Source organism: Deinococcus rhizophilus, assembly GCF_030271215.1.
GTDB lineage: Bacteria > Deinococcota > Deinococci > Deinococcales > Deinococcaceae > Deinococcus > Deinococcus rhizophilus.
The window spans coordinates 1-2,845 of the sequence record NZ_JASNGB010000262.1 but is presented as its reverse complement, the minus strand read 5'-3'; the positions used below and the strand labels follow the sequence as shown (position 1 = coordinate 2,845).

General features: G+C 70.9%; 3 protein-coding genes. All 3 read right to left on the bottom strand.

Annotation, left to right across the window (positions count from 1 at the left end; genetic code table 11):
• Positions 1 to 1,102 (bottom strand): MMPL family transporter (locus QOL99_RS16280; protein WP_285525355.1); only part of this gene is annotated, 1,102 nt, incomplete at its 3' end.
• Between the two features lie 46 nt (positions 1,103 to 1,148).
• Entirely contained in the window at positions 1,149 to 1,376 is a 228-nt protein-coding gene (locus QOL99_RS16275; RefSeq protein ID WP_285525353.1) for a hypothetical protein, read from the bottom strand.
• A gap of 130 nt (positions 1,377 to 1,506) precedes the next feature.
• A complete protein-coding gene (locus QOL99_RS16270; RefSeq protein ID WP_285525352.1) occupies positions 1,507 to 2,562 on the bottom strand; it encodes a PhoH family protein in 1,056 nt (351 codons plus the stop codon).
• Positions 2,563 to 2,845: the final 283 nt, after the last annotated feature.

Here is a 2,845-nt window from a genome sequence, read left to right as displayed (position 1 = left end):
CACGCGGGCGGCGGGCGATCCAGCGGCCGATGCGGGCGTAGACACCTGCCCCGGTCTGCGCCTCGTCGGTGCGCGAGGGGTCGTAGACCGGGCGCTGCGGCCAGTAGGCCCCCCGCCCCAGCACGTACAGCAGCGCGGGCAGCAGCGTCAGCGCCGCGAGCATGGAAAACACGATCCCCACCGCCGCCACCGGCCCCAGCGAGCGGTTGGACCCCAGGTCGCTGAGCAGCAGGCACAGCAGCCCGGCGATCACGGTGCCGCCCGACGCCAGAATGGGCTCCAGCGAGCCCCTGAGCGCGGCGCGGGTCGCCCCGTACCTGTCCGCGTGGCGGCGCAGTTCCTCGGCGTAGCGGGCCGTGTACAGCAGCGAGTAGTCGGTGGCCGCCCCGATCACCAGAATGAACAGGATGCCCTGCGTCTGCCCGGTCAGGGTAAAGACCCCCCACCTCGCCAGCCACCAGTTCACCAGCAGCGCCACGCACAGGGCAAACAGGCTGGTCAGCAGTACGACCGCCGGCAGCAGCACCGAGCGGTACACCGCCAGCAAGATCACCAGCACCGCCCCCAGCGCCACCAGCAGCAGCAGGCCGTCGATCCCGCTGAAGGCCGCCGTGAGGTCGCCCGTGAACCCGGCAGGCCCCGTCAGGTGCACGGTCACGCCCGCCGGAGCCGCCTCCTGCAACTCGGCCCGCACCTCCGCCACCACTTCCGCAATGTCCGCGTCGGCGTCGATGGGCAAGAAGGCCTGCGCCGCCAGCCCGTCCCCGGAGGGGATCAGGGGGGAGACGCCCTCGACCGCCTCCAGTTCGCCCAGCGCGGCCACGGCCTCCCGCAACGTGCCCAGCGCCCCGGCGCTCAGCGGCTCCCCGGCGGTAAAGACCGCGATCCCCGGAATGGTGCGGTCCCCCAGGAAGTCCGGCAGGCGGGCGGCCACCCGGGTCGCGTCGGCGCTGGTGGGCAGGAAGGTGGCCTGGTCGTTGGTGGACACCTCCTCCACCCGCCCGAAGTAGGGACCCCCGATCCCGGCCGCGCCGAACCAGACCAGAATGAGGAGCAGCGGCACCAGCAGCCGCGTGAACCGTGATGGAGATGACGATGCCATGAAGCCAGGGTAAACCCCCCGGGCTGGCGACCTGCACCGGCGCGGCTTACCCTCCGCGCCCGGCGGTCCCCACGGTGATCGTCCCGTAGGCGCCCTCCCGCCCCACGCCCACCTCCTCCTCGATGGCGAGAATCACCCGGTTCACCCGGTTGGGCGTCTCGCCGAGTTCACGAGCGAGGCTGCGGGCGGTGTAGCGGCCGGGTTCGGCCTGAAGCTGCAGCAGGACGCGCACGGCGAGCCGTTCGAGGCTCAGGCCACTGGCACTGGCGGGCATGGAACACCTCCTTCTGATACGAGTTCCGATCGAGGGGTGTCGAGTACACCCGCAAATCCGACCGGCCGGAAGCCGTCTGGGGTTGGAAAAACCCCGTCAGCATGGACGGGGCCTGGGTGTCTGGGAAGGCTCAGCGCGGGTCGCCCTCGTTCTCGGGGATGGAGGCGAACTCGCCCCGGCGGGCGGCGCGTTTGTCCTCCTCGGCGTCCTCGGCCTTCTCGTAGGCGCGGATAATCTGGCCGACGAGCGGGTGGCGCACCACGTCCACGTCGGTGAACTCGTGCCAGGTGATGCCCTCGATGCGGCTCAGGACCCGCTTGGCGACCGCCAGACCGCTCGTGACGTGCCGGGGCAGGTCGATCTGGGTCACGTCGCCCGTCACCACGACCTTGGAGGAAAAGCCCATGCGGGTCAGGAACATCTTCATCTGCTCGCCGGTGGTGTTCTGCGCCTCGTCGAGAATCACGAAGGCGTCGTTGAGGGTCCGCCCACGCATAAACGCCAGCGGCGCGACCTCGATCACTCCGCTCGTGAGGTACGACTCGAACTTCTCCTGATCCAGCATGTCGTACAGCGCGTCGTACAGGGGCCGCAGGTAGGGGTCGATCTTGGCCTGCAGGTCGCCAGGCAAGAAGCCCAGCCGCTCGCCCGCCTCGACCGCCGGGCGGGTCAGGATGATGCGCTTGACCTTCTTGGCCTTCAGCGCCTGCACCGCCATCGCCACCGCGAGGTAGGTCTTGCCCGTTCCGGCGGGGCCGACCCCGAAGGTGATGTCGGAGGCGTCGATCTTCTCGAGGTAGACCTTCTGCCCCGGCGTCTTGGCCTTGAGGCCGCGCGGCAGGCTCAGGCCCGAGACCTGCGTTTCCTGGGCCAGACTGCGGCCCTCGTCGCTGAGACGGGCGGAGCGCAGCAGGCTCTCGGGGGTCAGTTCGCCGCCGCTGCGGACCAGATCGAGGGCGTCGCGGACCATGCGTTCGGCGGACTGCACGACTTCCGGCGTGTCGCCCGTGATGGTCACCGTCTCGCCCCGCGCAATGATCTTGGCCGGGGTCAGCTCGCGCATCCGCCGCAGGTTGGCGTCCCCGGCCCCCAGCAGGGCGTAGGCCTCGCGCTGGTTGTCCAGGTGCAGGGTGGCGGTGGGGGCTCCCCCCTCGGGGGTGGATGGACCGGGAGTACGTTCTGTCAAATCGGCTCCTGATAAGGCGTGCGCGGCCAAACGGCGCACTCTCCCCCCAGGTCAGGCTGGCGGGAGTCGGAAGGGGATAGGCATCTCGGACGCCCTCATTCTCTGGCCCCGGTTCCCGGGTGGACGTGGGACGGGGCACAATTGCCGCCGGTCGGGGGTCGCGGGGGGCGGGGACACCGCGCCACATGCACCGGGCCGCATGCACCGGGCCGCGTAGACTGGGCCGCGTGACTCCCGGCGTCCCCGACCTTCCGGCTGGCCCTGGCCCCGCTCGCGCCCGGCG